Source organism: Mycolicibacterium sp. XJ870, assembly GCF_053483975.1.
The window spans coordinates 203,735-230,041 of sequence record NZ_JBEFTI010000010.1 but is presented as its reverse complement, the minus strand read 5'-3'; the positions used below and the strand labels follow the sequence as shown (position 1 = coordinate 230,041).

General features: G+C 66.7%; 27 protein-coding genes and 1 tRNA gene. 18 read left to right on the top strand and 10 right to left on the bottom strand.

Features of this window, described 5'->3' with window-relative positions; genetic code table 11:
* Window positions 1-72 precede the first annotated feature (72 nt).
* The 3 genes from ABQF30_RS27090 (at window position 73) to ABQF30_RS27080 (ending at window position 4,293) form a co-directional block, all read left to right on the top strand.
* Window positions 73-2,664 carry a glycosyltransferase family 1 protein gene (locus ABQF30_RS27090; RefSeq protein ID WP_448469651.1) on the top strand — a complete coding sequence of 864 codons (2,592 nt, stop codon included), beginning with the start codon at window positions 73-75 and terminating at the stop codon, window positions 2,662-2,664.
* A complete protein-coding gene (locus tag ABQF30_RS27085) occupies window positions 2,661-3,509 on the top strand; it encodes a Vgb family protein (RefSeq protein WP_448469649.1) in 849 nt (282 codons plus the stop codon). Before ABQF30_RS27090 ends, ABQF30_RS27085 begins: the two co-directional genes overlap by 4 nt.
* Before the next feature lie 76 nt (window positions 3,510-3,585).
* Entirely contained in the window at window positions 3,586-4,293 is a 708-nt protein-coding gene (locus ABQF30_RS27080; protein WP_448469647.1) for an MspA family porin, read from the top strand.
* Window positions 4,294-4,328: 35 nt separating this feature from the next.
* Here ABQF30_RS27080 and ABQF30_RS27075 read toward each other — a convergent pair whose 3' ends face one another.
* The 3 genes from ABQF30_RS27075 to ABQF30_RS27065 form a co-directional block, all read right to left on the bottom strand.
* Window positions 4,329-5,771 (bottom strand): neutral zinc metallopeptidase, encoded by a 1,443-nt coding sequence (locus tag ABQF30_RS27075; protein ID WP_448469645.1) that lies wholly within the window; start codon window positions 5,769-5,771, stop codon window positions 4,329-4,331.
* A 90-nt stretch (window positions 5,772-5,861) separates the two neighbouring features.
* Complete coding sequence (locus ABQF30_RS27070) at window positions 5,862-7,841, bottom strand: ATP-dependent DNA helicase (RefSeq protein WP_448469706.1); 1,980 nt, start codon at window positions 7,839-7,841, stop codon at window positions 5,862-5,864.
* Between the two features lie 23 nt (window positions 7,842-7,864).
* On the bottom strand, window positions 7,865-9,181 hold the full coding sequence (locus ABQF30_RS27065) for a nicotinate phosphoribosyltransferase (protein ID WP_448469643.1): 1,317 nt from the start codon (window positions 9,179-9,181) through the stop codon (window positions 7,865-7,867).
* A gap of 65 nt (window positions 9,182-9,246) precedes the next feature.
* Here ABQF30_RS27065 and clpS point away from each other — a divergent pair, with 65 nt between their 5' ends.
* The 11 genes from clpS (at window position 9,247) to rdgB (ending at window position 16,595) form a co-directional block, all read left to right on the top strand.
* Complete coding sequence (gene clpS / locus ABQF30_RS27060; protein ID WP_448469641.1) at window positions 9,247-9,549, top strand: ATP-dependent Clp protease adapter ClpS; 303 nt, start codon at window positions 9,247-9,249, stop codon at window positions 9,547-9,549.
* Window positions 9,550-9,555: 6 nt separating this feature from the next.
* Entirely contained in the window at window positions 9,556-10,134 is a 579-nt protein-coding gene (gene aosR, locus ABQF30_RS27055) for an oxidative stress transcriptional regulator AosR (RefSeq protein ID WP_448469639.1), read from the top strand.
* Between the two features lie 32 nt (window positions 10,135-10,166).
* Window positions 10,167-11,186, top strand: a complete 1,020-nt coding sequence (locus tag ABQF30_RS27050; RefSeq protein WP_448469704.1) for a P1 family peptidase — start codon at window positions 10,167-10,169, stop codon at window positions 11,184-11,186.
* Window positions 11,187-11,211: 25 nt separating this feature from the next.
* Window positions 11,212-11,628 (top strand): M67 family metallopeptidase, encoded by a 417-nt coding sequence (locus ABQF30_RS27045; protein WP_448469637.1) that lies wholly within the window; start codon window positions 11,212-11,214, stop codon window positions 11,626-11,628.
* A 9-nt stretch (window positions 11,629-11,637) separates the two neighbouring features.
* Window positions 11,638-11,910 (top strand): MoaD/ThiS family protein, encoded by a 273-nt coding sequence (locus tag ABQF30_RS27040; RefSeq protein WP_448469635.1) that lies wholly within the window; start codon window positions 11,638-11,640, stop codon window positions 11,908-11,910.
* A 3-nt stretch (window positions 11,911-11,913) separates the two neighbouring features.
* Window positions 11,914-12,876: a cysteine synthase gene (locus ABQF30_RS27035; RefSeq protein ID WP_448469633.1), complete on the top strand. Its 963-nt coding sequence runs from the start codon at window positions 11,914-11,916 to the stop codon at window positions 12,874-12,876.
* Window positions 12,873-13,520 (top strand): rhomboid family intramembrane serine protease, encoded by a 648-nt coding sequence (locus ABQF30_RS27030; protein WP_448469631.1) that lies wholly within the window; start codon window positions 12,873-12,875, stop codon window positions 13,518-13,520. Before ABQF30_RS27035 ends, ABQF30_RS27030 begins: the two co-directional genes overlap by 4 nt.
* On the top strand, window positions 13,517-14,341 hold the full coding sequence (murI, locus tag ABQF30_RS27025) for a glutamate racemase (RefSeq protein ID WP_448469629.1): 825 nt from the start codon (window positions 13,517-13,519) through the stop codon (window positions 14,339-14,341). Before ABQF30_RS27030 ends, murI begins: the two co-directional genes overlap by 4 nt.
* Window positions 14,342-14,404: 63 nt before the next feature.
* Complete coding sequence (locus ABQF30_RS27020) at window positions 14,405-15,172, top strand: cyclic nucleotide-degrading phosphodiesterase (protein ID WP_448469627.1); 768 nt, start codon at window positions 14,405-14,407, stop codon at window positions 15,170-15,172.
* Between the two features lie 41 nt (window positions 15,173-15,213).
* A complete protein-coding gene (rph, locus tag ABQF30_RS27015; RefSeq protein ID WP_448469625.1) occupies window positions 15,214-15,993 on the top strand; it encodes a ribonuclease PH in 780 nt (259 codons plus the stop codon).
* The gene (gene rdgB, locus ABQF30_RS27010; protein ID WP_448469702.1) at window positions 15,990-16,595 is read left to right on the top strand and encodes an RdgB/HAM1 family non-canonical purine NTP pyrophosphatase; all 606 of its coding nucleotides are present in this window, start codon (window positions 15,990-15,992) and stop codon (window positions 16,593-16,595) included. The genes rph and rdgB overlap by 4 nt, the downstream gene beginning before the upstream one ends.
* On the opposite strand, the gene ABQF30_RS27005 is transcribed toward rdgB, so the two are convergent.
* The 3 genes from ABQF30_RS27005 to ABQF30_RS26995 are packed head-to-tail and all read right to left on the bottom strand — an operon-like array spanning window position 16,592 to window position 18,070.
* A complete protein-coding gene (locus tag ABQF30_RS27005; RefSeq protein ID WP_448469623.1) occupies window positions 16,592-16,954 on the bottom strand; it encodes a DUF3817 domain-containing protein in 363 nt (120 codons plus the stop codon). The two genes, rdgB and ABQF30_RS27005, sit on opposite strands and share 4 nt — an antisense overlap.
* Window positions 16,951-17,316: a hypothetical protein gene (locus tag ABQF30_RS27000; protein WP_448469621.1), complete on the bottom strand. Its 366-nt coding sequence runs from the start codon at window positions 17,314-17,316 to the stop codon at window positions 16,951-16,953. Before ABQF30_RS27000 ends, ABQF30_RS27005 begins: the two co-directional genes overlap by 4 nt.
* Window positions 17,297-18,070 carry a helix-turn-helix domain-containing protein gene (locus ABQF30_RS26995; protein WP_448469619.1) on the bottom strand — a complete coding sequence of 258 codons (774 nt, stop codon included), beginning with the start codon at window positions 18,068-18,070 and terminating at the stop codon, window positions 17,297-17,299. Before ABQF30_RS26995 ends, ABQF30_RS27000 begins: the two co-directional genes overlap by 20 nt.
* 89 nt (window positions 18,071-18,159) lie before the next feature.
* Between ABQF30_RS26995 and ABQF30_RS26990 the strand changes: the two genes are divergently transcribed.
* Window positions 18,160-18,243: transfer RNA gene (locus ABQF30_RS26990), tRNA-Leu, on the top strand.
* 45 nt (window positions 18,244-18,288) lie between these two features.
* Here the strand turns inward: ABQF30_RS26990 and ABQF30_RS26985 are convergent.
* The 4 genes from ABQF30_RS26985 to ABQF30_RS26970 all read right to left on the bottom strand — a co-directional run bounded on the left by ABQF30_RS26985 (window position 18,289) and on the right by ABQF30_RS26970 (window position 23,154).
* On the bottom strand, window positions 18,289-19,044 hold the full coding sequence (locus ABQF30_RS26985; protein ID WP_448469617.1) for a potassium channel family protein: 756 nt from the start codon (window positions 19,042-19,044) through the stop codon (window positions 18,289-18,291).
* Window positions 19,045-19,224: 180 nt separating this feature from the next.
* A complete protein-coding gene (locus tag ABQF30_RS26980) occupies window positions 19,225-21,057 on the bottom strand; it encodes a fatty acyl-AMP ligase (protein ID WP_448469615.1) in 1,833 nt (610 codons plus the stop codon).
* Window positions 21,058-21,169: 112 nt separating this feature from the next.
* Window positions 21,170-21,703 (bottom strand): DUF4333 domain-containing protein, encoded by a 534-nt coding sequence (locus ABQF30_RS26975; protein ID WP_448469614.1) that lies wholly within the window; start codon window positions 21,701-21,703, stop codon window positions 21,170-21,172.
* Window positions 21,700-23,154, bottom strand: a complete 1,455-nt coding sequence (locus ABQF30_RS26970) for a neutral zinc metallopeptidase (protein WP_448469612.1) — start codon at window positions 23,152-23,154, stop codon at window positions 21,700-21,702. The genes ABQF30_RS26975 and ABQF30_RS26970 overlap by 4 nt, the downstream gene beginning before the upstream one ends.
* An 89-nt stretch (window positions 23,155-23,243) precedes the next feature.
* Here ABQF30_RS26970 and ABQF30_RS26965 point away from each other — a divergent pair, with 89 nt between their 5' ends.
* The 3 genes from ABQF30_RS26965 to ABQF30_RS26955 are packed head-to-tail and all read left to right on the top strand — an operon-like array spanning window position 23,244 to window position 26,279.
* Entirely contained in the window at window positions 23,244-23,918 is a 675-nt protein-coding gene (locus tag ABQF30_RS26965; RefSeq protein ID WP_448469610.1) for a nucleoside/nucleotide kinase family protein, read from the top strand.
* A 46-nt stretch (window positions 23,919-23,964) separates the two neighbouring features.
* Complete coding sequence (locus ABQF30_RS26960) at window positions 23,965-25,290, top strand: MFS transporter (RefSeq protein ID WP_448469608.1); 1,326 nt, start codon at window positions 23,965-23,967, stop codon at window positions 25,288-25,290.
* Entirely contained in the window at window positions 25,287-26,279 is a 993-nt protein-coding gene (locus ABQF30_RS26955; RefSeq protein WP_448469606.1) for a LacI family DNA-binding transcriptional regulator, read from the top strand. Before ABQF30_RS26960 ends, ABQF30_RS26955 begins: the two co-directional genes overlap by 4 nt.
* Window positions 26,280-26,307: the final 28 nt, after the last annotated feature.

Here is a 26,307-nt window from a genome sequence, read left to right as displayed (position 1 = left end):
GCCAATCACGCGGGGGTGAAGCGCACCCGCTCACCGCTGCGCGACTGGGAATTGTCAGTAAGGTTGGGACGCGTGAAAGCCCTCCGCAGGTTCACCGTCCGCGCTCACCTTCCCGAGCGACTGGCGGCGCTGGAACAGCTGTCGATCAACCTGCGCTCGTCCTGGCACAAACCAACCCAGGACCTCTTCGCGGTGGTCGATCCCGAGCTGTGGCGCCAAACCGACGGCGACCCGGTCGCATTGCTCGGTGCGGTCAGCCCGAAACGACTCGACGAACTCGCCGCCGACGAGTCGTTCCTGCTCCGCCTCGATGAGCTTGCCGCGGACCTGGACAATTACCTGACCAGGCCGCTGTGGTATCAGCAACAGGCTGACAGCGGAGCGCAGATGCCGAAAGGCATCGCCTACTTTTCGATGGAGTTCGGTGTCGCCAAGGTGCTGCCCAACTACTCGGGCGGCCTTGGCATCCTGGCCGGCGACCACCTGAAATCCGCGTCGGACCTGGGATTGCCGTTGATCGCCGTCGGTCTGTACTACCGGTCCGGCTACTTCCGGCAGTCGCTGACCGCAGACGGTTGGCAGCACGAGAACTATCCGTCCCTGGACCCCCAGGGTCTGCCATTGCGGCTGCTCACCGACGCCGCCGAAAACCCGGTTCTGGTGCAGCTGGCGCTGCCGGATTCGCGGGAGCTGCGGGCCCGGGTCTGGATTGCCCAGGTTGGCCGGATTCCGTTGCTGCTGTTGGACTCTGATATCCCCGAGAACGAACACGACCTGCGCAGCGTCACCGACCGGCTCTACGGAGGTGACCAAGAACACCGGATCAAACAGGAGATCCTGGCCGGCATCGGCGGGGTGCGCGCGATTCGCGCCTTCATCGAGGCCGAGAATCTGCCTGCGCCCGAGGTGTTCCACATGAACGAGGGCCACGCCGGCTTCCTCGGTCTGGAGCGCATCCGCGAATTGGTCTCGGCGGGGCTGGACTTCGACACCGCGCTGGCGGTGGTGCGGTCCTCCACGGTGTTCACCACGCACACCCCCGTGCCCGCCGGAATCGACCGCTTCCCGGTCGAGATGGTCAAGCGGTACTTCGGTAGCCCACCCGGTGGGCCCGCGGACTCCCGACTGCTACCGGGGGTGCCGTTGGATCGCGTGGTTTCCTTCGGCGCCGAGGAAGATCCCTCGAAGTTCAACATGGCGCACATGGGTCTGCGCCTGGCGCAGCGGGCCAACGGGGTGTCATTGCTGCACGGTCGGGTGAGCCGGTCGATGTTCAACGAACTGTGGCCGGGCTTCGATACGAGCGAGGTGCCGATCGGCTCGATCACCAACGGCGTGCACGCCCCGACCTGGGCGGCGCCGCAATGGCTTGAGCTGGGCCGCGAACTCATCGGATCCGAGGCCGCCGAGCCCGCCGTGTGGGCGAAACTGCAGCAGGTCGAACCCGCTCACATTTGGTGGATCCGCTCTCAACTGCGCGAGACGTTGATTGCCGACGTGCGCGACCGGCTGCGCCGGTCCTGGCTGGAGCGCGGCGCTTCGGAGGCTGAACTGGGATGGATCGCAACGGCTTTCGATCCGTCGGTGCTGACCATCGGCTTCGCCCGCCGGGTGCCGACCTATAAGCGGCTGACCCTGATGCTGCGCGATCCGGAGCGGTTGGAAAAGCTGCTGCTGGACTCCAAGCGGCCGGTGCAGTTGATCGTGGCGGGTAAGTCGCACCCGGCCGACGACGGCGGCAAAGCCCTCATCCAGCAGATCGTGCGCTTCGCCGACCGCCCGGAGGTGCGTCACCGCATCGCGTTCCTACCGGACTACGACATGTCTATGGCCCGGTTGTTGTATTGGGGCTGCGACGTGTGGCTGAACAACCCCTTGCGTCCGTTGGAGGCATGTGGCACGTCGGGCATGAAGAGTGCGCTCAACGGTGGACTGAACCTGTCGATCCGCGACGGCTGGTGGGACGAGTGGTACGACGGCGAGAACGGCTGGGAGATCCCGACGGCTGACGGGCTCTCCGACGAAACCCGCCGTGACGACCTGGAGGCCGCCGCCCTCTACGACCTGCTGGAGAATGCGGTGACCCCCAAGTTCTACGAGCGGGACGAACAAGGGGTACCCACCCGCTGGGTCGAGATGGTGCGCCACACCCTGCAGGTGCTCGGTCCCAAGGTGCTGGCCTCGCGGATGGTGCGGGATTACACCGAGCAGTACTACATTCCCGCCGCGCAGTCGTTGCGCAAGACCGTCGAGGCGGCGTCCGGGGAGCCCTTCGGCGCCGCCCGTGAACTCGCTGAATACCGGCGCCGCGCCCAGGACGCCTGGCCCAAGATCCAGATCACCGATGTGGACAGCTACGGGCTGCCGGACACTCCGCTGCTGGGGTCGGAGTTGACGCTGACCGCGACTGTCCAGCTGGCCGGGCTGCGTCCCGACGAGGTGGTGGTGCAGGCGGTGCTCGGCCGCGTCGACGCCAGCGATGCGATCCTGGAACCCGTGACGGTGCCGATGACCCACACCGGGTCCGCCGAAGGCGGCGCCGAGGTGTTCTCCACCACCGCACCGCTACCGGTCGCCGGACCGGTCGGGTACACGGTGCGCGTGTTGCCTCATCACCGGCTGCTCGCCGCCGACAACGAGCTCGCTCTGGTCACCCTCGCTTGAGTAACGCGTTCAAGGTCCAGCTCGACGGCGGGCCCTACGCGCTGGCGGCCGGGCCGGACGGCGCCATGTGGGTGACATTGGTGCACGCCGGTGCCATCGCGCGGGTGTCGTCCGACGGCGGTGAGGTCACCACGTATCCGGTGGCCGCCGGCTCGCGTCCGTCGATCATCACCGCGGGGTCCGACGGCGCCATGTGGTTCACCCGCGCCGGTGACGACCGCATCGGCCGAATCACCACCGCGGGGGAGTTGAGTTGCTTCGAGTTGGCGGAACACAGCGGGCCGTTCGGCATCACCGCAGGCGCGGACGGCGCGTTGTGGTTCACCGCGATGACTTCGGGCGAGGTCTGCCGGATCACCACCGACGGTGAGATCACCAGCCAGGCCGTGGTGGGTGGAATGCCGTCGATGATCACCTGCGGTCCCGACGGCGCGTTGTGGTTCACCATCAATCAGAGCAATGCGATCGGCCGGCTGGCCGACGGAGACCTCACGGTACGTGAATTGCCCACTGCCGCAGCCGGTCCGGTGGGCATTGCGGCGACGCACGACGATGCGGTGTGGTTCACCGAGATCCTCGCCGACAAGCTCGGCCGCATCCCGCTCGACGATGCGATCCAGGAACTCGACCTGCCAGGTAAACCGCACGCCGTGGTCGCCGATCCAGCCGACGGTGTGTGGGTCAGCCTGTGGGGTGCCGATCAGCTCGCCAGGGTCAGCGGAGACGGTGAGATCGTGACGATCGATCTGCCCCGCGGCAGCGAACCCCACGGCATGGCGATCGGTCCTGACGGTGCCGCCTGGGTGGCGCTGGAGAGCGGCTTCGTCCTACGAATGCCGACCTGAGTGCCGGCGGGAATCGGCGGTCGGGTAATCACATAGGCGATACGTTCCCGTGGGGAACTGTAACGAGAGGCCGCCTGTGTTGATTCGCTCGTTCGCGCTGCTGGCCGCGTGGTCTGTGATCTGCCTACTGTGCGCGCCCCAGGCCGCTGCCGATCCGGAAGGCGACGTGGCACCCCCGCTGGCCGAACCGGCCGTTGTCGAAGGCTTCGTCGAATCGAGCCCACCGGCCATGACCAAGACGCCCGACGGCTGGGAACTCACGGTGTCCGCCAAAGACGAGACCCAGGCCATCGTGGCGCCGTTGACCACCGCCGTGTCCTCCCGCGAGTACGTGGTCGGCGGCACGTATAACGGGGTCATGTCGGGTCCCGATACCGGGGAGGATCCGAACGGCTCGTTGGAGGCCGGGTACCAGATCGGCTGCGGCATCGACATGAGCACATCCAATGGCGTCTCCCTGACGGGAACCGCGGGCATCAACCCGTCCATCGGCGTCATCGGCACCGATGTGATCTCCCCGATCCCCGAGGGCATCTTGCCGGGCATCGGAGGCAACATCGGCGGCGGTATCACGGTGGGTCTCAAACCCGGCATCATCAACGTCGTCCCGGTGGCGGAGAAGCAATTCAAGGGCACTGAGCCCTGGGTGATGATCAGCAACTTCCGCGTGAAGATCGACGGCTGCGTGGGTCAGTCGTTCATCCGGTCCTATGCGATCCTGACTCGCTCTACCGAGCAGTCTGAAGCCGTGCTGGCCTGGTACGGCATGACGAAGGTCGTCTGAACCGCCGCGCACGCGAGGAGCGAAATTGGTACCGCTCAGGAGAAGCGCTTGAGGCAGCGGTCCTCGTCGCCGAGGATGCCGACCCGGAACGCGTCGATCCTGGCGAACCCGGAAGGCACCGACTCACCGTTGACGTCGCTGGCCACCAGTCCGTTGGTGAGGATGCCCGACACGGCCTCGTCGACGTCACCGGCGGTCAGCAGGAGGGTGTCACCGTTGGGCACCGTGACGGGTTTGGTGATCTTGGTGGTCGCCACGCCGGTCAGGCACGCCGTGCGAAGCGCGGCCTCGGCGTTGTCCAGGACCAGGCCCCGCTCGTGCTGCAGAGCCAGCATGTACCGCGACATCAGCACCGAGAAGGCGGTGTTGTCGCCGGCGGCCAAGGTGCCCGCCTCCTCTTCATCGGGCCGCAGGCCAAGAGTTTCCAACTCGGCCATGTCGACGGCGATGGTGTTGGTGTCCGGACAGTAGGAGGCGGGCGGGCTGGGTCGCGCACTCGGGCATCCCTGCGCAGCGGCGGCATCGAAGCTCAGCTTTGGCGGGTTGGGCGGTTTGAACAGGATGTTGAGTGCGTCGACCATCGACTGCACCCACGGTCTGGTGACAGGCAGCTCACCGGTCTGGTCTTCGGGCAGCAGCACCGGAAGTTCCCCCCGGCGCTGGCTGATCTCCTTGACGTCGATCGCGGCGCACGCCGACGCCCCGTCGGTGAACCCGAACTGGAAGGCCGAGACCCGCTCGAACGCCGAACCGTGTTCGTCGATCCCGCCTTGAGCGTCGGCCTCACTGAAGAGCGGGTCGCGGAATCCGATGACCGCGGCCAGCAGATTGTTCAGGCCGTCAGCGGTGCTGAGGGTGAAGCGGGAGGAATTGCCTTCGGCCACCCACCGCATGTAGGTGCCGGCCAGGCAGTCGGCTTGCTGTTCGGCCACCAGAGTGGGCGTGCCGCGGCGAACCAGCTTGGCCTGCTGTTGGATGGCGTGGCCGTACTCGTGCGCCAGCACCATCACGGCGCCCATATCGCCGTTGAGCTGACGCAGCGAAGGCATCAGGACACCGCGGTCCCATCCGATGGTCTGGTCCGGTTTGCAGTACGCGGCATTGACCAGCCCGTAGGTCTCCAGGCCGCAGAACTGCCCCTCGTAACTCTCGGCGTCCCATGAGATCAGCTCGTTGACCGGTTCGAACTCACCCTCGAACGTCTCGCCGTAGACCGTCGACCAGAACTCCTCGATGTCGCTGACCGCGCTGGCGGCCAGGTTGTCGATCTTGCCGCCGTCGGAATCGCTGACGTCGCGCGATGGCTCGGCAGCGTCGGATCGCAAGCCACTGGGCCCGTCGGTGGCGGGCATCCCGGCGACCGAGAACGGGTCATCGAACACCGAGACGGGGCTACCGGCCACAACCGTCGAGCAAGCCGCCAACGGCAGCGCAAGGCAGATGGCGATCACACGGCCGAACAGGTTCCGTCGGCTCATGTATGCCGCCTTCCGGTGCACTCGGGGCCAAGGTCGCTCACGCGCAGATTGCCGCCAGGATAGTGAATTCCTGACTCCAAGGCCGTGTGGTCAGTGCGCGCCGCGCAGCCGCAACAGCGCCTGACGCACCCGGTCCGGATCGGTGGTGGCCCAGAACGGCGGAAGCGAGGCGCGCAGATAACCGCCGTACCGGGCGGTCGCCAAGCGCGAATCCAGCACCGCGACCACGCCGCGGTCGTCGGTGCGCCGCAGCAGCCGGCCCGCGCCCTGAGCGAGCAACAGGGCAGCGTGGTTGGCGGCGACTGCCATGAAGCCGTTGCCCCCGTGCGCGCTGATCGCCCGCTGGCGGGCGGTGAGGAGCGGATCGTCGGGACGGGGAAAGGGAATCCGGTCGATGATCACCAGCGAGAGCGACGGCCCAGGTACGTCGACACCCTGCCACAGCGAGAGCGTGCCGAACAACGATGTCTCGGGGTCGTCCGAAAAGCGTTGCACCAGAGCCGAAGTGGTGTCCTCGCCTTGGCAGAGCACGGGGGTGGTCAGTCGCTCGCGCATCACCTCGGCTGCGGCCTTGGCCGCGCGCATCGACGAGAACAGGCCGAGGGTACGTCCGCCCGCGGCGGTGACGAGCGCCTGGATCTCGTCGAGAACGTCGGTGCCGGTGCCGTCGCGTCCGGGGGCCGGTAAATGCTTGGCGACGTAGAGGATTCCGGACTTGGCGTGCTCGAAGGGTGAGCCGACGTCGATGCCCCGCCAGCCCGGTGCCGCGTTGTCGTCGAAGCCGGCCAGTCCCCAATTGCGGGCCATCGCGTCGAAGTTGCCGCCGAGGCAGAGCGTGGCCGAGGTCAGCACCGCGGTGGTGTGGGCGAATAAGCGGTTGCGCAGCAGCCCGGACACGGACATGGGCGCCACCCGAAGGATGGCGCGCACCGTACCCCGGCTTTCTTCATGGTCAACCCACACGACGTCCGTGCGATCGGGGATGGCAGGGACGAAAGACGTGAGGACGCGGGTGGCGGTGTCGCTGACGTCGTTGAGCGCGGTGACGGCCTCGGTGCGGGCCGAGGCGGCCTGCGGGTCACTCGGCGAGGTGTCGATCGCGGACCGGGCCGCGTTCGCCGCGTCGCGCAGTGCGGTCAGGTAGGTCGCCAGTTCGTCGTCGAGCACGTCGATGCGCCCGGCGGGGACGTCGTACAGCATCGACGACAACGTCGCCGTCGCGGCCTCGAAGCGTTGGGCGAGTTCGGCATCGACCAGCCGGGCCATGCGGCGATGCGCGACCCCCATCGAGGTCGGGGAGAGTTCGCCGGTGGCGACGCTGGTGACGCGGTCGGCCAGCTCGTGCGCTTCATCGACCACGAGGAGCTCGAATTCGGGCAGGACCGCGAAATCCGACAGCGCGTCGATGGCCAGCAGCGCGTGGTTGGTGACGACAACATCTGCCGCGCCCGCGTTTCCCCTCGCCCGCTCGGCGAAACAGTCGGTGCCGAACGGACAGCGCGACACCCCGATGCATTCCCGCGCCGACACGCTGACCTGCCCCCACGACCGGTCGGGTACTCCGGGGACCAGCTCGTCGCGATCACCGGTCTCGGTGTCCGACGACCAGTCGATGAGCCGCTGGACATCACGTCCGAGCGCGCTGACCGCCATCGGCGAAAACAGTTCGTCCTGCGGACGGTCGTCGGGCTCGTTGGCTGCCCCGTTGTGAACCTTGTTGAGACACAGGTAGTTTCCGCGGCCCTTCAGCAGGGCGAATCGCGGCCGCCGCGGCAGCACGTCGGCAAGCGAGTCCACGAGCCGCGGCAGATCACGGTCGACCAATTGGCGCTGCAGCGCGATGGTGGCCGTGGACACCACCACCGGTTGCTCTGTCTCCAGCGCCCGGGCGATGGCAGGAACGAGATAGGCCAGTGATTTGCCGGTGCCGGTACCGGCCTGTACGGCCAGATGCTCGCCGGATTCGAAGGAGTGCGCGACGGCTTCGGCCATCTCGACCTGCCCGGTGCGGCAGGTGCCGCCCAGGCCGTCGACCGCGACGGCGAGCAGCTTGGTGACGATGTTGGTGATGGCGGGGTCGGCCGTGGTGGCTCCTAACGATTCTGGGCGGGCGGGATCATCCGGGTCCGGATGGCCGGCTCGCCGCGGGAAAGTTTGAGGCCGTCCCACGGCAGGCTGTGCAGCCCTGCCTCAACGCGGGTGCGCGCGGCGGCCAGCCCGTCGGCTGCATTGCCGTCGGCGACCGGATCACCGGCCTTCACCAGCGGCACGGTGAGCTGCCTTGCGACGAACTCCGTTTGGGGCTGCGGCGGCTCACCATACGGGTACACCACTTCCTCGAGGATGGTGCCCGACGCTTTGGCCAGCCGTAGCGCCTGTTTGCGGCCCCCGTGGGATTCCTTGTGGCTGCTGCGTTTGACCACCGGGATGCCGTCGACCTCGACGAGCTTGTAGACCATGCTCGCTGTCGGGGCGCCGGATCCGGTCACCACCGAGGTGCCGACGCCGTAACTGTCGACGGGCTCGGCGCGCAGCGCGGCGATCGCGAACTCGTCGAGATCCCCGGAAACCACGATGCGGGTACCGGTGGCGCCGAGGTCGTCGAGTTGCTGGCGCACCTGACGGGCCAGCACCCCGAGATCACCGGAATCTATCCGTACCGATCCGAGCTGCGGGCCTGCCGCCGCGATGGCGTTGGCCACTCCCGCAGTGATGTCGTAGGTGTCCACCAGCAGGGTCGTGTCGACGCCGAGCGCGGCGACCTGGCCACGGAATGCGGCCTGCTCGTCGGGGCCGTCGACGGTGGTATGCAGCAACGTGTACGCGTGGGCCGCGGTGCCCATTGCCGGCACGCCGTAGCGCCGCTGGGCCTCAAGGTTCGACGAACCGGCGAAGCCGGCCAGGTAGGCGGCGCGGGCCGCGGCCACGGCGGCCTGCTCATGCGTGCGCCGCGAGCCCATCTCGATCATCGGCCGGCCCTGCGCGGCACTGGCCATCCGGGCCGCCGCGGAGGCGATCGCCGTGTCGTGATTGAAGATTGACAGGATCAGCGTCTCCAGCACCACACACTCCGCGAACGTGCCGTGCACCGACAACACCGGGGAACCCGGGAAGTAGAGCTCGCCCTCGGCGTAGCCGTCGACGTCTCCGCCGAAGCGGTAGTCAGCCAGAAATTCCAGGGTGTCGGCGTCCAAGAAGTCCGACAGCGCGTCCAGTTCTTCCGCGGCGAACCTGAACTGTGCCAAGGCTTCAACCAGGCGACCGGTTCCGGCGACCACGCCGTAGCGACGGCCATCGGGCAGCCGTCGGGCAAATACCTCGAACGTCGTCCGGCGATGTGCGGTGCCGTCGCGCAGGGCAGCGGCAAGCATGGTCAGCTCGTATTTGTCGGTGAGCAACGCGACCGTCACAGCTGCAACCGTAGAGCAACCGGCGCTGTTTTTTGATCACCGCGTGCCGCCGGTATTGTGGGCCCATGGTTACACCGGCGAAGGCCCGACCGGGAACCCGCGAAGAATCCGAAGTCGCCTCGGTCGAGTCCATCCAAAGCCCCTGGGTCACCATCGTCTGGGACGATCCGGTCAATCTGATGAACTACGTCACCTACGTCTTCCAGAAGCTGTTCGGCTACAGCGAGCCGCACGCCACCAAACTCATGCTTCAGGTGCACAACGAGGGCAAGGCTGTGGTGTCGGCCGGCAGCCGGGAGTCGATGGAAACCGACGTATCCAAGCTGCACGCCGCGGGGCTGTGGGCCACCTTGCAGCAGGACCGCTGATCGACTGTGCGGAAATGGAAGCGGGTCGACACCGCTAACGGCCCGCGGTTTCGCTCGGCGCTGGCGGCGCACGAGGCGGCATTGCTGTCCAGCCTGGTCACCTCGATGTTGGGGATGCTCGACGAACGTGAATCATCAGGGCCCACAGATGAACTCGAAGCGATCACCGGCATGAAGACCGGTAACCCGCAGCCGCCGCAAGACGCCACGATGAAGCGGCTGCTGCCGGACTTCTACCGGCCGCAAACCGAGCATCCCGCCGGCTCGGGCACCGCCGAGAGCCTCAACAGCGCACTGCGTGGGCTGCACGAGCCGGAGATCATCGACGCCAAACGCGAAGCGTCACAAAGACTGTTGGACACCATTCCGGACGGCGGCGGCAAATTCGAGCTGACCGAGGAGGACGCACACGCCTGGGCTCGCGCCGTCAACGACGTTCGGCTGGCGTTGGGCGCCATGCTCGACATCGGACCCGACGGACCCGATCAGTTGTCGCCTGAGGACCCGATGGCCGGCCACCTCGACGTCTACCAGTGGCTCACGGTTCTGCAGGAGTACCTGGTGCTCGGTCTGATGGGTAAGTAGATGAGCGCTTGCGCGAAGAGCAGACGGTACTGATGGGCTCGATCACCGACGTCGGCGGCATTCTGGTCGGCCATTACCACCGGCTCGAACCGGATGCGGCGCTGGGCTCCGGATGGGCGTCGGGCAGCACCGTGGTGCTGACACCGCCCGGAACCGTCGGCGCCGTCGATGGCCGTGGCGGCGCGCCAGGAACCCGGGAAACCGATCTGCTCGACCCGATCAACACGGTCCGCCACGTGGACGCGGTCGTGCTCACCGGTGGCAGTGCGTACGGCCTGGCCGCCGCCGACGGTGTGATGACCTGGCTGGAAGAGCAAGGCCGAGGGGTGGCGATGGACGGCGGCGTGGTCCCGATCGTCCCGGCCGCGGTGATCTTCGATCTGCCCGTCGGAGGCTGGGGCAACCGGCCCACCGCCGAGTTCGGGTACGAGGCCGCCGAGCGGGCGGGCGCCCAGTTCACGCTGGGCACCGTTGGCGCCGGCGTCGGGGCGCGGGTCGGGGTGCTCAAGGGCGGCGTGGGGACGGCCTCGACGACGCTCGCGTCCGGGGTGACCGTCGGCGCGCTGGTGGTGGTCAACGCCGCAGGCGACGCAGTGGACCCCGACACCGGCCTGCCGTGGATGGCCGAGTTCATCGAGGGGTTCGGCCTGATCGCACCACCTGCCGATCAGCTCGCCGGGTACGCCGACCTGCGCGCCGAGCTCAGCCCGCTGAACACCACCATCGCGGTCGTGGCCACCGACGCTGAGCTGAGCCCGGCCGCGTGCCGTCGCGTCGCGGTCGCTGCGCACGACGGGCTCGCCCGCACCATCCGGCCGTGCCACACCCCGCTGGACGGCGATACGGTATTCGCGCTGGCCACCGGCGCGGTCACGGTCCCGCCGGACCCGAAAACGCCGACGGCGATGTCCCCGGACACCGCGCTTGTCACGCAGGTCGGGGCTGCCGCGGCGGACTGTCTTGCCCGTGCGGTGCTCGTCGGAGTGCTGGCCGCCGAATCAGTCGCAGGAATACCGACCTACCGTGACATGTTGCCGGGAGCGTTCGAATGACCGGCTTTGAGAAAGGTGCAAGAAGGTGCTGGTGATACGCCGCGACCTCGTCGAGGCCATGGTGGCGCACGCGCGGTCCGACCATCCTGACGAAGCGTGCGGGGTGATCGCAGGCCCCGAGGGCTCCGATCGGCCGGAGAAGTTCATCGCGATGGTCAACGCAGAGCGATCGCCGACGTTCTACCGGTTCGACTCGCAGGAGCAGCTCAAGGTGTGGCGCTCATTAGAAGACTCAGGCGACGCTCCTATTGTCATCTATCACTCGCACACCGGCACCGAGGCCTACCCCAGCCGCACCGACATCTCGTTGGCCCAAGAACCCGATGCGCACTACGTGCTGATCTCCACCCGCGACCCCGACGAACACGAGCTGCGCAGTTACCGCATCATCGACGGCGTCGTCACCGAGGAACCCGTCGATATCGTTGAGCAGTACCACTAAGGAGTAACCGTGACAGTTTCCGTCTCGATCCCCACGATCCTGCGTCCGCACACCGGCGGGCAGAAGCGCGTCAGCGCCTCCGGCGACACCCTGCAGGCGGTGATCAGCGACCTGGAGAACAACTACTCCGGCATCTCCGACCGGCTGGTCGACAACGGCAAGCTGCATCGCTTCGTCAACATCTACGTCAACGACGAGGACGTCCGGTTCTCCGGTGGCCTGGACACCACGATCGCCGACGGCGATTCGGTGACGATTTTGCCCGCCGTCGCAGGTGGCTAGCGGATGACCCGGTACGACTCGCTGCTGCAGGCCCTCGGCAACACGCCGCTGGTGGGGCTGCAGAACCTCTCGCCGGCCTGGGATGGCTCGCCACATGTGCGGTTGTGGGCCAAGCTCGAGGACCGCAACCCGACCGGGTCCATCAAGGACCGGCCCGCGCTGCGGATGATCGAGCAGGCCGAGCGCGAAGGGCGGCTGGAACCGGGCGCCACCATCCTGGAACCCACCAGTGGCAACACCGGGATCTCGTTGGCGATGGCTGCCCTGCTCAAGGGCTACAACATGATCTGTGTGATGCCGGAGAACACCTCGATCGAGCGGCGCCAGCTTCTCGAGCTCTACGGCGCCCGGATCATCTACAGCCCGGCCGAGGGCGGCTCCAACACCGCGGTGGCCACCGCGAAAGAGCTTGCCGCAGAAAACCCTTCGTGGGTGATGCTGTATCAGTACGGCAATCCGGCGAACACTTTGGCGCATTACGAGGGCACGGGACCGGAATTGCTCGCAGACCTGCCCGAGATCACCCACTTCGTCGCGGGCCTCGGCACCACCGGCACGCTGATGGGCACCGGCCGCTACCTGCGCGAGCAGGTTCCGGGCGTGCAGATCGTCGCCGCCGAACCCCGCTACGGGGAAGCCGTGTACGCGCTGCGCAACATCGACGAGGGCTTCATTCCCGAGCTGTATGACGCCGATGTGCTCACCACCCGGTTCTCGGTGGGCTCGTTCGACGCCGTGCGGCGCACCCGTGAGCTGGTGACCCGGGAGGGCGTCTTCGCGGGCATCTCCACCGGCGCGGTGCTGCATGCCGCGCTCGGCATGGCGGCCAAGGCGGTCAAGGCCTCCGAGCGGGCCGACATCGCGTTCGTCGTGGCCGACGCCGGCTGGAAATATCTGTCGACCGGTGCATACGCCGGTAGCCTGGATGACGCCGAAGACGCTCTGGAAGGCCAGCTATGGGCATGATCCCCACTCCCGCGCCACAGTCGAAGAAGCGACCGGCGTGGATGGTGGGTGGTGCCACGATCATCACGTTCGTCGCATTGCTGTACGTCATCGAACTCTTCGACAATCTGACCGGCCACAACCTCGATGACAACGGCATCCGCCCGCTGGAGACCGACGGGTTGACGGGCATCATCTTTTCCCCCCTGCTCCACGCGAACTGGGCGCACCTGATGGCCAACACCGGCCCGGCGCTGGTGCTCGGCTTTCTGATGACGTTGGCCGGGATGGCCCGGTTCGTCTGGGCCACCGCCATCATCTGGATCCTCGGCGGGTTCGGCACCTGGCTCATCGGCAACGTGGGCGCGCCGTACGGCGTCGAGACCAACCACATCGGCGCTTCCGGTCTGATCTTCGGTTGGTTGACCTTCCTTATCGTGTTCGGGTTCTTCACCCGCAAGGCGTGGCAGATCGTCGTCGGGGTGATCGTGCTGTTCGTCTACGGCGGCATCCTGCTCGGCATGCTGCCCGGCACGTTCGGGGTGTCCTGGCAGGGGCATATGTGCGGGGCCATTGCCGGTGTGATCGCCGCCTACCTGCTGGCCGGACCCGAACGCAAGGCGCGCGAATCACGCAAACGGAGCCAGCCGTATCTGACCTCATGACCGAACAACTCGCGCCGATCGGGATCTTCGATTCCGGGGTCGGCGGGCTCACGGTGGCCCGCGCCATCATCGACCAATTGCCCGACGAGGACATCGTCTACGTCGGCGATACCGGCAACGGGCCGTACGGCCCGCTGACCATTCCCGAGATCCGCAGACACTCCCTGGCCATCGGTGACGATTTGGTGGAGCGCGGGGTCAAGGCGTTGGTGATCGCGTGCAACACCGCGTCCTCGGCGTCCCTGCGGGATGCCCGTGAGCGCTACTCGCCGGTGCCGGTGGTCGAGGTGATCCTACCCGCGGTGCGCCGCGCGGTGGCCGCGACCCGCAACGGCCGCATCGGGGTGATCGGCACGGCGGCGACCATCGCGTCGGGCGCCTACCAGGACGCGTTCGCAGCGGCCCGCGACACCGAGGTGATCGGAGTGGCGTGCCCGCGGTTCGTCGACTTCGTCGAACGCGGGGTCACCAGCGGACGCCAGGTGCTCGGCCTGGCCGAGGGCTACCTGGAGCCGTTGCAGCGCGCCGAGGTGGACACCCTGGTGCTGGGTTGCACGCACTATCCGATGCTGTCCGGACTCATTCAATTGGCCATGGGGGACAACGTCACTCTGGTGTCGTCCGCCGAGGAGACCGCCAAGGAATTGCTGCGTGTGCTCACCGAGCTGGATCTGTTGAGACCGCATGATTCTTCGCCTGCCCGCCGGATCTTCGAGGCGACCGGGGACCCCGAGGCGTTCACCACACTGGCGGCTCGATTCCTCGGCCCGACCCTGGACGGCGTGCGGCCGGTTCGGCGTCACGTCGGCGCGGGAAAATGATCTCCATCGCCAAACCGGGCATGTTTTCGCCACGTCGATAGCAGGCATGGCAAGCTAGACAGTGTGCGATTGACCGTACTGGGATGCTCCGGCAGCGTCGTCGGCCCAGATTCGCCAGCATCTGGCTACCTTGTCACCGCACCGGACACGGTTCCGATGGTTATCGACTTCGGTGGCGGCGTGCTCGGTGCGCTGCAGCGCTACGCCGACCCCAACACGGTCAACGTCTTGCTATCCCATCTGCATGCCGATCACTGCCTGGATCTTCCGGGTCTGTTCGTGTGGCGGCGCTATCACCCGATGCCGGCGACCGAGCGCGGCTTGATGTACGGCCCGGCCCATACCTTTGCGCGCCTGGGCGCGGCATCGTCGCCGGAGGGGATCGAGATTGACGACTTCTCCGACATCTTCGAGGTCCGGCACTGGCAAGACGGCAAGCCCGTGGATTTTGGCACGCTGAGCGTGACGCCGCGGCTGGTCTGCCACCCCACGGAGTCATACGGGATGCGGTTCACCGATCCGTCGGGGGCGACGCTGGTCTACAGCGGCGACACCGGTTATTGCGACGCGCTCGTGGAACTGGCTCAGGGCGCCGATCTCTTCCTGTGCGAGGCGTCCTGGACGCATGATCCGTCCCACCCGCCGCACCTACATCTGTCGGGCACGGAGGCCGGCCGCGCGGCTGCGGCGGCGGGAGTCGGCGAGTTGTTGTTGACGCACATTCCGCCGTGGACCTCGCGCGAGGACGTGATCAGCGAGGCCAAGGCGGAGTTCGACGGCCCGGTGCACGCTGTGGTGTGCGGCGAGACGTTCGACGTCACGCGGGGCTAGTCGTTCAGGCCGGTGTCGGTGTGACCCGTTAGGGTTGGGCCGTGTCCAGACGAGAAGATGGGCGGCTCGACGACGAGCTGCGTCCGGTGGTCATCACCCGCGGTTTCACCACACATCCGGCGGGTTCGGTACTGGTCGAGTTCGGCCAGACCCGGGTCATGTGCACGGCGTCGGTCACCGAAGGGGTGCCGCGCTGGCGTAAAGGTTCCGGGCAGGGCTGGCTCACCGCGGAGTACGCGATGCTGCCCGCCGCCACCCACGACCGCTCGGACCGCGAATCGGTCAAGGGCCGGGTTGGTGGGCGCACCCAGGAGATCAGCAGGCTGATCGGGCGGTCGCTGCGCGCGTGCATCGACCTCGGGGCGTTGGGGGAGAACACCATTGCCATCGACTGCGACGTACTGCAGGCCGACGGTGGCACCCGCACCGCGGCGATCACCGGGGCCTACGTCGCCCTGGCGGACGCTGTCACCTATCTGTCGGCAGCCGGGCGGCTGTCGGACCCCCGGCCATTGTCGTGCGCGATCGCGGCGGTATCGGTCGGCGTGGTCGACGGTCGCGTGCGCGTCGACCTGCCCTACACCGAGGACTCCCGCGCCGAGGTGGACATGAACGTCGTCGCCACCGACACCGGCACGCTCGTGGAGATCCAGGGCACCGGCGAGGGTGCGACGTTCCCGCGGTCGACTCTGGACAAGCTGATGGACGCGGCGCTGGGAGCGTGCGAGCAGCTGTTCGTGCTGCAGCGCGAGGCACTGGAACTGCCGTACCCCGGCGTGCTGCCGGAAGGCCCTGCGCCGAAGAAAGCGTTCGGAAGCTGACCCGGCTCCTGGTGGCCAGCCGCAATCCGAAGAAGCTGGCCGAACTGCGACGTGTGCTCGATGCAGCCGGCGTGACCGGGCTTGAGCTGCTGTCCCTTGCCGACGTGGCACCTTACGACGAGGCGCCCGAAACCGGCGCCACGTTCGAAGAGAACGCCTTGGCGAAGGCTTCTGACGGGTTTGCCGCTTCGGGATTGCCATGTGTGGCCGACGATTCCGGTATTTCTGTCGACGCACTGAACGGCATGCCGGGCGTGTTGTCGGCGCGGTGGTCGGGTGTCCACGGCGACGACTCCGCGAACACTTCATTGCTGCTGGCACAGCTGGCTGACGTGCCTTCCGAGCGGCGGGGCGCGGCGTTCGTGTCGGCGTGCGCGTTGGTATCTGCGTCCGGGTCCGCAGTCGTACGTGGCGAGTGGCCCGGGACTGTTACCCGTGCGCCGCGCGGGGAGGGCGGCTTCGGGTACGACCCCGTGTTCCTGCCTCTTGGGTCGACGCGTACCGCCGCTGAACTGACGCCCGCCGAGAAGGATGGGGCCTCACACCGCGGGCGGGCGCTGGCATTGTTGGTCCCGGCGCTACGGGAGTTGGCTTCGGGTTAGAGCTCGAAGCGTTGCTTGATGTCCTGGGTGTTGAAGTGCTCGACGATGATCCCCAGGAATGGGATCGTGCCGGCCAGCAGGACACCGATGGTCTTGCCGATAGGCCAGCGGATCTTGACGGCGAGGTTGGCGGTGAACATCAGGTAGATGAAGTACACCCAGCCGTGCACCACGCCGATCCAGCCCGGTGGATTGTCGACCTGGACGATGTACTTGAGCACCATCTCGTAACACAGCGCGATCAGCCAGATGCCGGTCGCCCAGGCCAGCACGCGGTAGCCCAGCAAGGCCTTGCGGATCGTCTCCTTCGGAGTGGTGACCTCGGCTGCCGGTTCGGCCTGCGGTTCGGGTGCAGTCATCTGTTGTCTTCCTTGTCTTTCTCGGCAAGCTCGGCGAGGTAGGCGTTGTACTCGCTCAGCGTCTGGTCTGTGTCGTCGTGCGCTGCGGGCTTGGGCCTTTCCGGCAGCAGGCCCGCGGGGATCTCGGTGACCTCATCGCTGGGCCGAGCCTGCGGTGCATCTTCGTACCGGACGAACTTGTAGTACGCGTAGAAGCAGAAGCCCGCGAACATCGGCCATTGCAGGGCATAGCCCAGATTCTGGAAGGTGCCCGACGCCGACTCGTATCGGGTCCACTGCCACCAGGCCAGCCCCAGACAGCCAGCGGCGCCGAGGGTCACCAGCGCGACGAGCGCTGGTCTCCTACGCCGTGTAGTGGACATTAGTCCACGGTACCGCGAGGTCCTTGGGTCCGACGAACGTGTCGAGGCGAGCGGTGGCGGCCTTGCGGTAGATGGAAACGATGTACTTCGTCGATCGTGTCCACGGGATTTCAAGGCGGTCCAGTGCGGCGGTGAACAGGTTGATGATGTCGTCGGATCTGTTCGAAAAGTGATAGCGGATGCTTTTGACGCCCCGGTCGTTGGCGACGACCCGGCAGCCGTCGCTGTGGATGAACCCGATGATGAACTCTTCGGTGGCTTGGCCGACTAGTGCCTGCTGCCACGGTTCCAAGACAATGGACCGATTGTGCTTTCTGCCTGGACCGTGCTGAGGAAACAGGCACGGCCAGTGCTTGGAGTACAGCGAAACCTCGACGCAGCCCTTCTTCTTCACTATGCCGGCGTGCTGACCTGGCATGACCATCCCGATAGCTTCCCTGCAGCGATCGATGATTGCGGGGTACTTGTTGTCGAGCGCGATGCGCAGCCGCCAGACTTGCCGGCTGGCTGAGATCCAGCCATCGCCCAGATAGAGGCCGAGCAGGTAGGAATAGCCAGCTACGGGGAGTGCTTCGAAGTCGTGGTCGATGCCGCACTCGGATAATGCCTGGGGCTGGCGCAAACGTGTCGGTGGCCGGCAGCGCCAATCCCGCACGGTCGGACGCGGTATGCCGGTTTGCCGCGCGATGGCACAGTCATTCATGCCGGCGGCGATGAGCCGCTGGACTTCGTTGAATTCGTCCGCAGACCGCACGTCATGTCCTCACGCCGGAAGTTGCTTCCAACGTAAGAGGCACCACCGACACGTTCGCAGGTTCGCGAGGCGGTACCATCGGGTGCGCTGCGGGCGTGGTGGAATCGGAATACACGCGGGTTTTAGGTGCCCGTGCTCGAAAGAGCTTGAGGGTTCGAGTCCCTCCGCCCGCACTCAGGTCACATGTGGTCTACCCAAGAGCGGTACCGCATGCGGTATCACCTTTCACGGGTCGGTATTGCCCCGCCATCCGCGTCCGGCGCCTGCCGTAACTCCTCACGGAGCGAGGCGATCTCGCCCCGCAGCTCGTTGATGTGCGCAGCCGTTGCCGCCGCGGTGGCCGTCTCGTCGACCGACACGGTCTGCACGATCCACGACGCAATGGTCGCGGTGATCGAGCCGACCAGGCTGATGCCGCCAATCATCAAGAGCGCGGCGATGACTCGTCCCGTCGTCGTGACGGGAAACATGTCGCCGTAGCCGACGGTGGTGATCGTGGTGATCGCCCACCAAACCGCATCACCGAAGTCGGTGATGTGGGCGTCGGGGTGGCCGCGCTCAGCCTGCAGGACAGCCAGCGACGCGACATACACCAGCAGAACCGCACCCGAGATGGTGTAGAGGACGACCTTGCCGCGAATGGCATTACCGACCGCCTTCTGCAGCACGCTGATGAGCACGATGAGCCGCAACAGTCGCAGCGGGCGCAGTAGCGGCAGCAGGACGATCAAGAGGTCGAAGAGGTGCGTCCGGAACCACTTCTTGCGGTCCGGTGCCAGATACAGCCTCGCGACGTAGTCGGCGGTGAACACCGCCCACGTGGCCAGCGTCGCGAAGTCGACCGCACGAGCTGCCAGCCCGTGGGGTTGGACGAGAACCTCTACCGTGTACGCCGCCAGGAACACCACGGCAACCGCCGCAAGTGGCCATTCGGCGCGATGCTCCCATTTGTCGAGGCGATCCTGCACCGTCACGTCAGAGAGTGTGCGGCACGACGGCGGGTCAGCGTCAAGCAACCCCCGCGGCTACGCAGCCTACGAGACAGCGATCAACGGCGGCGCCACCGGTACTTAGCCGTCAGATCAACGCAATGGTCGATCTGTCGCTCGAGAACCAACCATTGCGTTGATCTCGGCGCAAAAGCAAAAACGTGCCTACCGGTTGAACTTCCCCGCCAAATACTCAGTCCGGCAAGCATTCCGCGCCAGTTTCCCGCTCGTCGTCCGCGGGATGACCCCGGCGGCCACCATCCGCACGTCGGCAATCCGGACCTGATGTTGGCGTGACACCGCAGCGCGCACCGCATCCACGATGGGCCCGGGCTCGGCACGGCCGGCGCCGGCGGCGCGTTCGGCGACGATGACCAACTCCTCACCACGGGAGCCGGGCACCGAGAACGCCGCGACGTAGCCGGAGCGCACCGCAGGCGACGAGAGGCTGACGGTGGTTTCGATGTCGGTCGGGTAGTGGTTACGCCCGTCGATGACGATCAGGTCTTTGATGCGTCCGGTCAGGTACAGCTCACCGTCGATGTAGACACCGAGGTCGCCGGTGGCCAGCCAGTAGCCGTTGTCGGGCGCGCCCTCGGCGTGGCTGCCCGCGTCGAGCCGGGTCTGCAGCTTGTTGCCGAACACCCGCTCGGTCTCCTCGGCTCGGCCGAAGTAACCGTTGCCAATGTTGTTGCCGTGCAACCAGATCTCTCCGACGGTCCGGTCCGGCACCTCAATGCCGTCGCCGTCGGCGATCACCGCCCACTGGTTGGGGATGGGCTGCCCGCATGACACATACGCGACCGCGCCCGCATCGTCGGCCGCAACGACCGCCGCGCGGCCGGCACTCAACTCCTCGCGGTCCAGGTACACCGCCGTGGCGGCCGCGACGGGGGCGATGCTGGCCACCGACAACGTGGCCTCGGCCATCCCGTAGGACGGCTTGATCGCCGTCGCGGGCAACCCGTAGGGCGCAAACGCCGTCGTGAACTTCTCGACGGCCGCCATCGTCACGGGCTCGGATCCGTTGAGCAACGTCACCACGTTGGTCAGGTCGAGTGCCTCGCCTTGCGGCGGCAGCCCGCGCTCGGCGGCGAGTTCGAAGGCGAAGTTCGGGGCGGCTGCGAAGGTTCTGCCATGCACGGCTTCGGCGGCGAGTTGCTTGATCCAGCGGTAGGGCCGCCGGACGAACGCCATCGGATCCATCAGCGTGATCTGGCCGCCGCACAGCGCGGGGAACATCACCATGATCAGACCCATGTCGTGATAGAGCGGCAACCAGCTGACGCTGCGCACACCCATGTCGAGGTCGCCGGCCAGGATCATCTGCAGGACATTGGTGCACACATTGCGGTGGGTGATCTCCACGCCGGCAGGTGTGCGGGTCGATCCCGATGTGTACTGCAGGTAGGCGACGTCGTCAGTATCGAGCGTCGCACCCGTGAACATCGAGCCGAGCGCGTCGGGAACCGCATCCACGGCGATCATCCGAGGGCGATCGGCGGCGGGCAGCGTGCGCAGGAATTTCCGCACCGATTCCGATGCGGCAGTGGTCGTGAGCACCACCGTGGGTTTGGCGTCGGTCAGCACCGCCGCCAACCGCTCGACGTGGCCCGACAGGCTCGGCGCGAACAGTGGGACCGCGACATTTCCCGCATGAATCGCGGCGAAGAACGCGGCCACGTACTCGACACCTTGAGGCGCAAGGATCGCGACCCGGTCTCCAGCGGAGGTGACCTGCTGCAGGCGAGCGCCGACGGCGCAGACCTGTGCCCACAGGGCATTCCAGCTGAGCTCCACCGCCCGACCATCAGGCTCCTGGGAGTAATCGAGGAAGCGGTAGCACGGCTCGTCGCCGAACGCGCTGCGGTTGCGATCCAGAAACGACGTCAGCGTCACGCCGTCCGGCACCACGATCGTGCCGTCCGCACGGACGTAGTGCTCGATGCTTGACGCCGACGGTTCTACGACGGTGGAATTCAGTGGCTCCCGACCCATAGCACAAGAGAATAGTAGGGCTGCTAAATACCAATTGCGTCCTGGGCCTATGAACGTAGTCACGGGTCTGCGTCAATGTGATTTACGTAACAGTAAATTGTTCGACGGAAAACTATCGTGGCCCGTCCACGGCGTACGTCCCGCTGTCGTCGGTGAACTCCACGATCACGTGCCGCAACGTGTCATTGATGTCCACCGCGCAGGTGAATGTCTTGCCCACCTCGATCGCTGGATTCTTCCCGTTGTTGCACGCCACCGCAGCAATGTCGTTGGCTCCATAGCCGTGGATCGGGTTGGACAAGATCTCGGCAACACCGGCCTCGGCCTGGTGGACATCGAGTCGCGGGCCGCCCGGCACGCCGAGTCGCCACACCGCCAATCCCACCGCGATCAGCAGGACGACGGCGGCCGCCGCCCCGACAACGAGCCACCTATTCCCGGACTTTTGCTTGACACCAGAGCGGCGTGGCGGGGGCGGGGCGGGCGGCGGCCCAGCGGCGGGCGGCCGGTGACTCGTCGGCCGCGGAACCACGGGTGGGTTGGCGCGAGCCGGTGGAGGATTCCGCGACGGCGGCCGGCCCAGTGGCGCACCGGGCGGCGGTGCGCCCCCGGGCTTCACCCACCACGGTTGCTCAGGACCGCTCATGACTCTCCCGGGAAACGTTGGTAGCACTGCGCGTCGTCGCCCTGCAGCCCGGACCGGTAGGCCAGGATGCGGCTGAATCCCGCTCCCAGCAGCGTGCCGTTGACGTCGCTGGCGGCCAGTCCGTTGGTGAGCAGTCCGCTGATCGCCTCGTCGGTGTCGCCGGCTGACAGCCTGATCGCCTGATCGGGTTCGGCCATCCTGGCCTGCGCCACACCAGTCAGGCACCCGGTGCGCATGGCGGAGACGGGCGTGTCGATCGCAAGGCCCTTCTGATGTTGCACCGCGAGCGCGTACCGAGATGTCAGCACCGATATGGCGGTGTTGTCGCCCTGCAGCAGTTCCTGTTCTTCGGTTTCAGTCTTGGTTTCTCCCAAGGCTTTCAGGGCGGGGAGATCCACCACGATCGTGTTGGTCGCCGGACAGTACGACGCCGGAGGCGCCGGTTGGGCATCCGGACAGTCGGCGGGCTCGGTGGTCAGCGTCGGCGGGTTCGCGGGCGCGTAGACCTGGCCGAGTGTCTCCATCACGCTGTCGAGCAGATCGGCGGTGATCACGCTGTCGCCGGAATCGGCGTCGCCGAAGAACTCCGAATCGAGGAACTTGGGCAAGTCCCCCCGACGCTTCTTGATCTCGCTCAGGTCGATTGCCGCGCACTGGTCGACGTTGCCGCTGAAACCGATCTGGAACGCGCTGACACGATCGAGGGCCGATCCGTGTTCGTTGCCTGTCATGACGGCATCGATCTGTGTCATGAGCGGATCCCGGATGTAGATCAGTCCGGCGAGAACATGGTTGAGGCCGTCGCCGGTGCTCATTTCGAACCGCGGGGAGTTCCCGGCCGCCACCCAGCGCAGGTACACCCCGGCAAAACAATCGGCCTGCTGCTCGGACACCAGCACGGGCGTCGACGTGTCAACGAGCCTGGCCTGATGCTGCACGGCGTGGCCGTACTCGTGGGCCATCACCCCGACGACACCCATCTGGCCGAAATATTGCGCCGCGACCGGGATGGCGACGCCGCGGTCCCACGCCATCACGTCCGCCTTGGTGCAGTAGAAGGCATTTGTCAGGCCGAATGTGTTCTCGCCGCAGAGCTCGAGTCCGGGTGGTTGGTCCGAATTGAACGACACCAGCCGCCCGGCGGGCGTGAACGTCCCGAACAGTGAACCGCCGGAGTAGTTCTGCGACCAGAACTCCTCGATGTCGTCGACGGCCAGCAGCGCCAGAGTGTCGATCTGGCCGCCGTCGGTGTTCTCGGCGGTGCGTGCCGGCGCGGGCGCATCGGGACGCATCCCGCTGTGGCCTTCGGTCACCGGCAGTCCGCCCACCCGGTCGGGGTCGAACAACATCGACGTCGCCCGCCCCTGAAGCACCGTCGGGCTGCCGCACCCGGCCAACAAAACCCCACAACACACCAGACTGACCCACCAGCAGAGCCTCCGAGCCGCCAACTGATCCGCCTTCCGATGCGTGTACCCCTGCCAGTTCTACCTGCTCCAGGTGCTGTTCGGCAGCGCCCAGGGACGACAATGGCACTCCTATGAGTACGTTCGACGATCTCGTGGCCCGCGTCCTCGCCCGCGCCGCGGCCGGTGCAGAGCAGCGGGGGACGGCCATTGTCGGCATCGCCGGCCCACCGGGCGCGGGCAAGTCCACGCTGGCCGAAGCCCTGGCTGCCGCGATCGGAGCGCGACTCGGCGCGGATGCTGTCGCGCACGTGCCGATGGACGGCTTTCACCTCGCCGATGCCGAACTGCGTCGCCTCGGGCGGTTGGATCGCAAAGGTGCGCCCGACACCTTCGATGCGGCCGGCTATGCGGCACTGCTGCGGCGCATCCGCAGTCCCCGCAGCGAGACTGTCTACGCCCCGGCGTTCGAGCGGGACCTGGAGCAACCGATTGCGGGCGCGATCGCGGTGCCGCCCGAGGTGCAGGTCGTCCTCACCGAGGGGAACTATCTGCTGCTCGACGAGCCCCGGTGGCGGGCCGTGGCGGCCGAGATCGACGAAATCTGGTACTGCGCAATCGATAACGCCGTCCGCATCAAGCGGCTGGTCGACCGTCATGTCCAGTTCGGCAAGCCCGCCGATGTCGCCACGCACTGGGTCGGCGACGTCGATGAACCCAATGCCCGACTGGTGGCGCCGACCGCGGTGCGCGCGGACCTTGTCGTCACGGTGGACGGCCTGACGCCGCGAACCGGCTTACGCGCATAACCGAACAGGTAAACTCGCTTCTCGCTGAATGAGAGGCGGGTTATCTGTGACAGCTACCGGGAACGAGGCCGCGGTCCGCAAGGCGATCACCGGCGCATCCATCGGCAACGCGGTGGAGTGGTTCGACTTCGCCATCTACGGCTTCCTGGCCACCTACATCGCCGCCAACTTCTTCCCGGCGGGCAACGAGACCGCCGCCCTGCTCAACACCTTCGCGATCTTCGCCGCGGCCTTCTTCATGCGCCCGCTCGGCGGCTTCGTGTTCGGGCCACTGGGGGACCGGCTCGGCCGTCAACGTGTGCTGGCGGTGGTGATCCTGCTGATGTCGGCGGCCACGCTCGGGATCGGCCTGTTGCCCACCTACTCCACGATCGGTGTTGTCGCGCCACTGCTGCTGCTCCTGTTGCGTTGTCTGCAGGGATTCTCGGCCGGCGGCGAATATGGCGGCGGCGCAGTCTATCTCGCCGAGTACGCCACCCAGCGTCGACGCGGTTTGACTGTCACCTTCATCGCGTGGTCGGGAGTACTCGGGTTCCTGCTCGGCTCGATCACCGTCACCCTGCTCGCGGCACTGCTGTCGCCCGAGGCGATGGACAGTTACGGCTGGCGCATCCCGTTCCTGGTGGCCGCGCCACTCGGATTGGTCGGCCTTTACATCAGGCTGCGCCTCGACGACACCCCGGAGTTCACGAAGCTCGACGCCGCCGACCGAGTTTCCAAATCCCCGCTGCGGGAGGCGGTTCGGACCGCGCGAAAGCCGATCCTCCAGGTGATCGGCATGTTCATCGTGTTCAACGTCGGCTACTACGTCGTCTTCACCTTCGTGCCGACGTACTTCATCAAAACTCTGCAGTTCAGCAAGACCGAGTCCTTCGTCTCCATCACGCTGGCCAGCCTGACCGCGCTAATCCTGATCCTGCCGCTGGCCGCATTGTCGGACCGGATCGGGCGCAAGCCGCTGCTGATCGCCGGCTCCGTCGGCTTCATCGTGTTCGCCTATCCGTTGTTCCTGCTGATGAATTCGGGATCGGTCGTGGCGGCGGTCGCCGGGCACTGCCTGCTCGCGGCCATCGAATCGGTGTATGTGGCGACGGCCGTCACCGCCGGCGTCGAACTGTTCGCCACCCGGGTGCGCTACAGCGGCTTTTCCATCGGTTACAACATCGCGGTGGCGGTGTTCGGGGGCACCACACCGTACGTGGTCACCTGGCTGACTGCCGAGACCGGCAATCATCTGGCACCCGCGTTGTATCTGATTGTCGCGGCCGTCGTCTCGGTCGGCGCCGTACTGACGCTGACCGAAAGCGCAGGCCGGCCGCTGCCCGGGGCAGAACACCCAACTGACCAGCAACGTGCCACGATGACACCGTGAGCACTGCCAAACCGACTGCCCGTCCGACGAAGGCGGACGTGGCCAGGCTGGCCAAGGTCTCCACTGCGACCGTCAGCTATGTCCTCAACAATGTTGAAGGGCAACGCATCTCGAAGCAAACCCAGCAGGCGGTACGTATCGCCGCCGCGCAGCTCGGGTACCGGCCGAACCTGGCGGCGCGCAACCTCGCCGTCGGCGGTAGCGGAGTCGTGCTCTATATCGTCGGCAGACTGTCGGTCGGCAACCTGCCGATCGAGGTCGGCAGTCGGCTCACCACCGCGCTGGCCCGCCACGGCATCGTGTTGTCCCTGCAATTCGAGACCGAAGACGACCGCAACGTTGTCGACGCCATCGCCGATCTCAACCCGATGGCGGTGACCAGCACCTTCCCCCTGACCGGCAATGCACTGGCGGCGGCGACCGCGGCGGGTATCCCGCAGATTCACCTTGGCAGCTCTCAACTGCATGCGATCGGTGCGCTGGATCGCAGCATCGGTGAGATGCGCGTCGAGCACCTGGCCGCGCGAGGCCACACCCGACTGGCCTTCGGCTACACCGCCGACGAGGAGTTGCGGCCGCTCGGCGACTACTGGCTGGCGGGCTTGCAGGCCGCGGCGGAGCGCCGCGAATTGCCTGAGATCACCGTGGCCAGTTTCGCCGCCGACGGTTCCAACGCCGCCGAGATCGTGGCCGGATTGGTCGCCGACGGCGTGACCGCGATCTGCGCGCAAAGCGACGAGACGGCGTTCGTGATGTTGCACGGATTGCGCCGCGCCGGACTGCGATGCCCGCAGGATATGGCGGTCATGGGGGTGAACGCCATCGAACTCGGTGCGGTCAGCGCACCGCCGCTCACCTCGGTCGCGTTCGACGCCAAGGCGATCGTCGACGTCGCGGTGGCGGCGATGATGTCCGAACTGGGCTATCCCGCCGATCAGGAGCCCAGTACCGCCGGTGTCGCGAGGCTGATCGTCCGGGATTCCACGTGATCTCGCCGAGCTACTTACGCGCATAACC

Coding starts and splice junctions, on each gene's coding strand:
- ABQF30_RS26980 (WP_448469615.1), bottom strand. CDS start 21,057: ATGGGTCGGGAGCCACTGAATTCCACCGTCGTAGAACCGTCGGCGTCA.
- clpS (WP_448469641.1), top strand. CDS start 9,247: ATGGTTACACCGGCGAAGGCCCGACCGGGAACCCGCGAAGAATCCGAA.
- ABQF30_RS27030 (WP_448469631.1), top strand. CDS start 12,873: ATGATCCCCACTCCCGCGCCACAGTCGAAGAAGCGACCGGCGTGGATG.
- ABQF30_RS27005 (WP_448469623.1), bottom strand. CDS start 16,954: ATGACTGCACCCGAACCGCAGGCCGAACCGGCAGCCGAGGTCACCACT.
- ABQF30_RS27000 (WP_448469621.1), bottom strand. CDS start 17,316: ATGTCCACTACACGGCGTAGGAGACCAGCGCTCGTCGCGCTGGTGACC.
- ABQF30_RS27050 (WP_448469704.1), top strand. CDS start 10,167: ATGGGCTCGATCACCGACGTCGGCGGCATTCTGGTCGGCCATTACCAC.
- ABQF30_RS26965 (WP_448469610.1), top strand. CDS start 23,244: ATGAGTACGTTCGACGATCTCGTGGCCCGCGTCCTCGCCCGCGCCGCG.
- ABQF30_RS26975 (WP_448469614.1), bottom strand. CDS start 21,703: ATGAGCGGTCCTGAGCAACCGTGGTGGGTGAAGCCCGGGGGCGCACCG.
- ABQF30_RS27035 (WP_448469633.1), top strand. CDS start 11,914: ATGACCCGGTACGACTCGCTGCTGCAGGCCCTCGGCAACACGCCGCTG.
- murI (WP_448469629.1), top strand. CDS start 13,517: ATGACCGAACAACTCGCGCCGATCGGGATCTTCGATTCCGGGGTCGGC.
- ABQF30_RS27075 (WP_448469645.1), bottom strand. CDS start 5,771: ATGAGCCGACGGAACCTGTTCGGCCGTGTGATCGCCATCTGCCTTGCG.